Genomic DNA, 6,957 nt, shown 5'->3' on the forward strand with positions numbered 1-6,957 from the left:
AAACCGCACAGCCCTTTGGATACCGTTTTTGCTTTATGCAGTAAAAATGGAAACCCGAAGTAAGGTAAATAAACAAAGCGGAAGCGTTGCCGACGTTCTTCGCAAAATCAATTTATCGGCTCAGAATTTTACGGTTCATCAAGAAAAAACACTTCGCGCTTTGTCGTATTGCCGGACTGCTGCTTTGGGTGGTCATATCGATGCGTGTGATGGTTGTGGAAATCTTTCGATTAGTTACAACTCGTGTCGTAATCGGCATTGTCCGCAATGTCAAGGTCATAAAAAAGAAGAATGGATCCAGAAACGGGAGCAGGAATTATTGCCGTGCAGTTATTATCACGTAGTTTTTACGCTTCCTGCAGAGCTTAATGGTTTGGCAATCTCTCAACCGGTATTATTGTACAAAACCTTATTTGAAGCAGCTTGGGCAACTTTAAATCAGTTTGGTAAAAATAAGGGAATCCAACTGGGAATGATTGCGATTTTGCATACTTGGGGACAGAATCTGAGTCTTCATCCACATTTGCACTGCATTGTTCCGGGCGGCGGCATTAATAAACAAGGCAAATGGCGTTCGAAGATAAAATCTGATAAATATCTCTTCTGTGTAAAAGCGATGAGTGTGGTTTTTCGGGCAAAGTTTGTGGCTTCATTAAGGGCTTCCGGAATTAAAGACCAGAATTTAATAGATCAACTCTTTACCAAAAACTGGGTCGTTTATGGCAAAAGACCTTTTGGTGGACCAAAATCTGTTATTGAATATTTGGGAAGATACACCCATAAAGTTGCCATCAGCAATCATCGCATCAAAGAGGTTACGGATCATGAAGTTCGTTTTGGGTACAAAGATTATCGCAAGGAAGGTCAAAAAAAGGAAATGACTTTGTCGAATATGGAGTTTGTTCGCAGATTTAGTCTTCATATTTTGCCAAAAAGATTTGTGAGGATCCGCCATTATGGGATTTTGAGCAGCTCTTGGAAACGTGGAAAATTGCAGGATTTACAAAGCACATTAAAAGTCCAGATTTCACAAACAAAACCGAAAACTTTACTCAAAAAATGCCGGTGTTGCAAGGAAGGAAATCTCGTAACGATTGCTATTTTCGGCAACAAAGGCCCGCCAGAAAGTATCCTTGGCGTATTTTCTACTTCACCTGCGAAATAATTTTGTGGGTAAGGGTTTTTATGTTTAAAAACTAAGAAAGAGCCTGTGATAGCTTCATAATAGATCACTTCAGTTGCCAAAAAAAGCAGTCCTTCTAAAAAACTGCTCTAATATCCTAAATTCTAGAAACGATAACTCCATAAGGGTGGGGAGAAAAAGCCACCGGAGGTTCCGTTCAACACGCTTTCATTTCTTGTCTTTCAGACAAAACGAAAGCTTAGTTATTAGGTGCTGCCCTTATTGGTTCCCCTTTAGATTTTCCGCTACAAATCGTTCGCAGTATTCTTTAATTTGCTGTCTGACTTCTCTGAACTGTTCATTAATTTCTTCGTCTGTTCCTATTGCTTTTGATGGGTCTGAGAAGTTGTGATGAAACTTCTTTGCTTTAGTTGGAAAAAATGGACAACGTTCTTTGGCATTGTCGCAAACTGTAATGACAAAATCAAAATCAATGTCGTAATATTCATCAATGTTGTTTGACGTATGATTTGAAATATCAATACTGTCCTCTTGCATAATTGCAATGGCTTTTGGGTTTACTCCGTGTGTTTCGACACCTGCACTGTAAACTTCTGCATTTCCGTTCGCAAAATGTCGTAAATAACCCTCCGCTATCTGACTTCTGCAACTGTTTCCTGTGCAAAGCACTAAAATTTTCTTTGTCACTGTTTATAATATTTTCGTTTTAAAAATAGACTTGCTCTGACTAATAATATCAAAACAGGAACTTCAACTAAAGGCCCGATTACACCCACAAATGCTTGAGGCGAGTGTATGCCAAATACCGCAATGGCGACCGCAATTGCCAATTCAAAGTTGTTGCCAGTAGCTGTAAATGCAATAGATGCGTTTTTATCATAAGGGACTTTTAGAAATTTACTAATGAAAAAACTCACGAAAAACATTAGTACAAAATAAATGATTAATGGTATCGCTATTTTTATGACATCTAAAGGCAATTCCAATATTTTGTCGCCTTTTAAACTGAACATCAGCACAATGGTAAACAGTAAAGCATACAATGTAATAGGCGATATTTTTGGAACAAACTTTCTATTGTACCACTCGATACCTTTCGATTTTACCAAATAATAACGGCTCACGAAACCAGCAAAAAAAGGAATGCCTAAATATATCAAAACGCTTTGTGTAACTTCTTTCATTGAAACACTTACATTGAAATTAGCAATCCCTAATTTATTGGGCAATATGTTGATGAAAAGCCAAACGAAAAAACTGTAAGTCAATATCTGAAAGATACTGTTTAGGGCGACCAATAATGCCGTGTATTCTCTGTTTGCTTTTGCTAAATCGCTCCACACAATAACCATTGCGATACACCTTGCCAGACCAATTAAAATTAATCCCGACATATATTCGGGTTCATTTCTTAAAAACAGAACGGCTAAACCAAACATCAAAACGGTACCGATAACCCAATTCAATATCAAGGAAATGGCAATTACTTTCTTGTCTTTTAGAGCTTTAGGTAACAAACTGTAATCGACTTTTGCCAAAGGCGGATACATCATCAATATCAATCCGATAGCCAATGGTATATTGGTTGTACCAACAGAAAGGGAGTTCGTTACATTGGAAATATCTGGAAATAAATAACCCAATCCTACACCTACCGCCATTGCAAGAAATATCCATAGGGTCAGATAACGGTCGAGAAATTTTAATTTTGGTTGCATTTTTTATGAATTTGTGAGGTTGGCATATTGTTCCGCTGTTAATAAATGTTCAATTTCTTGGCTGTTTTCAATCTCTATTTTTATCATCCAGCCATTTTCAAAAGGTTCGCTGTTTACCAATGTGGGTTCTTTTAAAAGTAGTTTGTTGGTTTCAGTTATTTTTCCCGACAATGGCATAAATAAATCGCTTACGGTTTTAATGATTAATAACCACGTCTTAAATTTTCTGCATATTCGTTAGGCAGCGGACTATCTTCTACGGCTTTCGCAGCTTTTTCAATGTCGTATTCAAATCGAATAAATTCTACTTTGATGCTGTCTTTGTCCAACACAGAACTGTTTTCATTAATCGAAAGCATTACATAACCGCCTCTTACATCGCTGTCTTTTGGTTTGCCTACCGACCCAATATTGATGGCGTGTCTGAAATGATTTTGTCCATCAACTCCCGAATTTAAAACTCTGTGATACGGTTTGTGTGTATGTCCGAAACACATAATGTCTGCATCGGCTTGCTCCATAATGCGAAGCATACTTTTTTCCTCACGGTCTTCAAAAAGGTATTCGTTTATTTTTCTCGGACTTCCGTGTACCAAAAGTAAATTCAGCTTGTCTTCATTCAGTTGAAATTCAACTTTGATATGTGCCGGAAGTGCACGCAAATAGGCTCTTTCTTCATCTTTCATCAAAGAATTGGTGAATGAAATAGAAATGTTTCCGTTGTCTTTTTCACTATCTGTTTTGTAAGCACAACCACATTCGTTGCTCATTCTTCCAATGCCAAAATCGTAATTTCCTGCAATGGTTGGGATTTTTCTTTTACGGATTTCGTTTACCACTTCGTTTGGCCAAATATTATAGCCCACCAAATCGCCCAAACAATAGATACTGTCGGGATTTCTTTTTTCTACATCTGCAAAAAAGGCTTCTAATGCGGGTAGGTTTGCGTGAATGTCACTAAATAATGCAATTTTCATTTTTAATTCGTTAAGAGTTTAAAAAAAATTCTATCTCCTGTACCGTTTGTTTTGTACTTCGGTTTAATCCAATTAAGGTTGCGGATGCATAGCCTGTCCAATTGCCATAACCTACCAACCACAAGCCATCTGTAGTAGTGGATTTACTTTCAATTGTTTCCGTGCTGCCTCGCTCATCGAGTGTTACAACAGTTCTTAAATGCTTGGTATCATAACCAAAACCTGTACACCAGATAATTGTATCGAACTGTTCTTGTTGTCCATTTTCCCAAATTACTCCTTGATCATATAACTCCGTGAAGGAACCCGACGAAGTAAGTACACCTCTTTCTCGCGCCTCTTTTACGGGCGGCACCATCACTATATTTCCTAAATTATATGCTGAAGCATCGAATGGCCTGCCCTCTTTTTCTGCTCTGTATCTTGCTGATGCTACATTGAAGAGGTAATATCCATCGACATCATCCGGTAAAAATTGGGGTTCTTTTTTGGTTGACCATTTAACCTCCGTAACTTTCGAAACTTCAGCAAAGATTTGTGCCCCTGAATTTCCTTCCCCAACCACTAAAGTTTTAAGCCCTTTAAAATTATCAGGTGATTTATAATGTGCGGAATGTAATTGGATACCACTGAACTTATCAATACCTTTTATATTTGGAATGTAGGGGTTGCCCCATGTACCAGTTGCTGAAATAACCGTTTTTGCTTGGAATATACCTTTGGAAGTATGAATATGAAAAATACCATTGTCTTTTAAGATGTGGGTAACTTCAACACCTCGTTGTATGGGTAATTGATAATGTTGTTCATATTTCATCAGATAATCAACCACTTGTAAGCGCAGCGGGAATTTTTGCTCTGTTTTGGGCATTGGCCAACCTGGCAAGGAGCTGTAATCTGCAGGAGAAAAAAGAGTTAAACTATCCCAAGCGTGCAGCCAGGCGCCCCCCGGTTCTGATTGCTTATCCAAAAGCAGAAATTTTAGTTTCGCTTTTCTTAGGTAATAGCCACATGCCAGACCACTCTGCCCTGCTCCAATTACTATGGTATCGAATATTTTGTCCATTCGCAATTTGTTTTTTTGTCTATATTTAACTAGCAGCATCCGCCACCCGGTGTGCAGGAATTGCTTTGGGTTAGGTTTAATTCAGCCAAATTTTTCTTTTCTTTTTCAGACGGAATACCACACGCATCTTGTGCTAAACAAGCAGTTGTTTTGTTTTGCAAAATGAAATTTGTTCCGTCAAATGCCAAGCCGTACTTTCCTATGGTTTCACTTTGATATTCCACTTCAATTTCTGCATCTTCAATGCCTAATTTTTCTTCGGAAAGTTTAATGATGTTTAAAAGTTTAGTAGGTTTTAAACGATGTTCAAAATCATCGGCATTCCATAGCTGAAAATTTACCGTTTTTTCTGTACGAATTACTCCACCACAATCAATGAAGTTTTTTATAACCATTCCGACTTCGGTTACGTGAAAATGTTCTGGAACGAAAGAGCCGTTTTCCAGTTTGAATGTTACATTTTCTAAAGTTGGTAAAAGTGCTTTTACTTGTGATAGTTTCATTTTTGTATTATTTATATGATTAGCAACAATTTTTGTTTTTTAGCGTGAGTTTTGAAGAAATATTTGTAAAATATTTTTGCAGTTCTTCAATAGTATTTTCGTCAATGCAATAGCAAATCGTATTACCTTCAATGGTTCCCTTAATTAGTTTTGCATTTTTAAGTTCTTTTAAATGCCTTGAAACAGTTGGCTGTGCTAAAGGAAGTACATCAACAATATCTCCGCAGATACAAGTGTCAACTGATAATAAATATTCTATGATAGCCACTCGGGCAGGATGTCCCAACGCTTTTATAATGTGAGCAATTTCGTGTTGGCTGTCTGTAAAATCCTTTGGTTTTGTTTGTTCTGTTTCCATTTCTTTATTTCTATATTGCAATATTACGATAAAGATATTAATAGTCAATTATTTTTTGAAATAAATTTCAACTGTCTATAAAAGTTAAATAGGCTTGATTTTTTAGAGTGTTGTCGATTTATGTAAGGATGTTCGACAGGGTTGCACCTAACGGTTGGGTATTTCTGCAGGCGGGCTAAAAATACGAAAACTTTCTACTTGCCGAAAACTAAATTAATCGCTGAAATCTTCAACTGAAAACTTCAAACCCGCTTGTAGAAATACCTTGTTGTAGCGCGTTTTTATTTTTTAATTTCTATCACTTCGACTGTTTTATTTACACAAAAAACAATCACAATCCCAATAATAACGGCAATTCCAGTTGTAATGTAGTGAAGGGCATTTGCATTCACAAAATTATCAACTGCATCCTGCAATAACCTTCCAAAAAATTGAAGTCCAGAAGCGATTAATAAGAAAAGTATTGACCAAATTTTAATTCCAATTTTAGCGTATTGATTCTTCATGAAGATTAATGCGAGTAAAACTCCTTGAATTGTTACTGGAAGCAATCCAATTAATTTGCGTGTGTTTATAGTCGCATAAATGTTCCATATCATTAATCCGCCGATGACAGCAATAATTGTCCAATAGACTGTTAAATTATTAAATTTTGATATTTTCATATGTGCTTGTAAAATGTGCTACAACTCGTTTATATGTCTTACTCCGTTAGACAAATACAACGTACTTGGTAGGTATTTGTCTGATATTCGTAAGACTTATTTCTAATCACTAAGATATGTTTTTTCCGACTATTGTTTTCCGCAATTGTAATTAAAGTATAATACCCTTGAAAATCTAGACCCCTCTCAAAGGCTACCAATCGCCACAAAAAAAGCAGTCCTTCTAAAAAACGGCTCTAATATCCTAAATTCTAAAATCGATAACTCCATAGGAATGCTGCTGAAAAGCCACCGGAGGTTCCGTTCAACAGGCTTTACTTCGTACTTTCTATTTTTTAAAGGTCTCAGTGATTTATCAATTCATTTGGCTTCGCCGAACCTTCGGTTTCTTGTCTTTCAGACAAAACGAAAGCTTAGTTATTAGCGGCTGCCTTTGTTTCAGTTCGTTAATTTTAGTTTCATCATAATGTCCGTTTGTTCATCTTCCCCAAGTTTGAAAATATGTTTGTCAAACTCTACAAAACCG

9 protein-coding genes are annotated in these 6,957 nt (G+C 36.8%); 1 reads left to right on the forward strand and 8 read right to left on the reverse strand.

What is annotated here, in order from left to right; translation table 11 throughout:
- Positions 1-46: 46 nt before the first annotated feature.
- Complete coding sequence (locus ACEYOS_RS13370) at positions 47-1,165, forward strand: IS91 family transposase (protein WP_373748086.1); 1,119 nt, start codon at positions 47-49, stop codon at positions 1,163-1,165.
- 237 nt (positions 1,166-1,402) lie between these two features.
- Here the strand turns inward: ACEYOS_RS13370 and ACEYOS_RS13375 are convergent, their stop codons facing one another.
- From ACEYOS_RS13375 to ACEYOS_RS13410, 8 genes are all read right to left on the reverse strand, one after another.
- On the reverse strand, positions 1,403-1,831 hold the full coding sequence (locus ACEYOS_RS13375; RefSeq protein ID WP_373707559.1) for an arsenate reductase ArsC: 429 nt from the start codon (positions 1,829-1,831) through the stop codon (positions 1,403-1,405).
- Complete coding sequence (arsB, locus tag ACEYOS_RS13380; protein ID WP_298002863.1) at positions 1,828-2,862, reverse strand: ACR3 family arsenite efflux transporter; 1,035 nt, start codon at positions 2,860-2,862, stop codon at positions 1,828-1,830. The genes ACEYOS_RS13375 and arsB overlap by 4 nt, the downstream gene beginning before the upstream one ends.
- A gap of 3 nt (positions 2,863-2,865) precedes the next feature.
- Positions 2,866-3,096: a glycine cleavage system protein H gene (locus ACEYOS_RS13385; RefSeq protein WP_373748087.1), complete on the reverse strand. Its 231-nt coding sequence runs from the start codon at positions 3,094-3,096 to the stop codon at positions 2,866-2,868.
- Positions 3,066-3,839, reverse strand: a complete 774-nt coding sequence (locus tag ACEYOS_RS13390) for a metallophosphoesterase (RefSeq protein WP_139856543.1) — start codon at positions 3,837-3,839, stop codon at positions 3,066-3,068. The genes ACEYOS_RS13385 and ACEYOS_RS13390 overlap by 31 nt, the downstream gene beginning before the upstream one ends.
- 10 nt (positions 3,840-3,849) lie before the next feature.
- Positions 3,850-4,905 (reverse strand): ArsO family NAD(P)H-dependent flavin-containing monooxygenase, encoded by a 1,056-nt coding sequence (locus ACEYOS_RS13395; protein WP_373707558.1) that lies wholly within the window; start codon positions 4,903-4,905, stop codon positions 3,850-3,852.
- Between the two features lie 29 nt (positions 4,906-4,934).
- A complete protein-coding gene (locus tag ACEYOS_RS13400; RefSeq protein WP_373707557.1) occupies positions 4,935-5,408 on the reverse strand; it encodes a DUF6428 family protein in 474 nt (157 codons plus the stop codon).
- Between the two features lie 19 nt (positions 5,409-5,427).
- Positions 5,428-5,766 (reverse strand): ArsR/SmtB family transcription factor, encoded by a 339-nt coding sequence (locus ACEYOS_RS13405; RefSeq protein ID WP_373707556.1) that lies wholly within the window; start codon positions 5,764-5,766, stop codon positions 5,428-5,430.
- A 281-nt stretch (positions 5,767-6,047) separates the two neighbouring features.
- A complete protein-coding gene (locus ACEYOS_RS13410) occupies positions 6,048-6,431 on the reverse strand; it encodes a hypothetical protein (RefSeq protein WP_373707555.1) in 384 nt (127 codons plus the stop codon).
- Between the last annotated feature and the right edge of the window lie 526 nt (positions 6,432-6,957).

The sequence above is a fragment of the Kaistella sp. genome (assembly GCF_041824135.1).
In the GTDB taxonomy this organism is placed as follows: domain Bacteria; phylum Bacteroidota; class Bacteroidia; order Flavobacteriales; family Weeksellaceae; genus Kaistella.

Excerpts from the sequence above, each read along its gene's own strand:
- ACEYOS_RS13370 (WP_373748086.1), top strand. The coding sequence starts at position 47 with ATGGAAACCCGAAGTAAGGTAAATAAACAAAGCGGAAGCGTTGCCGAC.
- arsB (WP_298002863.1), bottom strand. The coding sequence starts at position 2,862 with ATGCAACCAAAATTAAAATTTCTCGACCGTTATCTGACCCTATGGATA.
- ACEYOS_RS13390 (WP_139856543.1), bottom strand. The coding sequence starts at position 3,839 with ATGAAAATTGCATTATTTAGTGACATTCACGCAAACCTACCCGCATTA.
- ACEYOS_RS13395 (WP_373707558.1), bottom strand. The coding sequence starts at position 4,905 with ATGGACAAAATATTCGATACCATAGTAATTGGAGCAGGGCAGAGTGGT.
- ACEYOS_RS13400 (WP_373707557.1), bottom strand. The coding sequence starts at position 5,408 with ATGAAACTATCACAAGTAAAAGCACTTTTACCAACTTTAGAAAATGTA.
- ACEYOS_RS13405 (WP_373707556.1), bottom strand. The coding sequence starts at position 5,766 with ATGGAAACAGAACAAACAAAACCAAAGGATTTTACAGACAGCCAACAC.
- ACEYOS_RS13410 (WP_373707555.1), bottom strand. The coding sequence starts at position 6,431 with ATGAAAATATCAAAATTTAATAATTTAACAGTCTATTGGACAATTATT.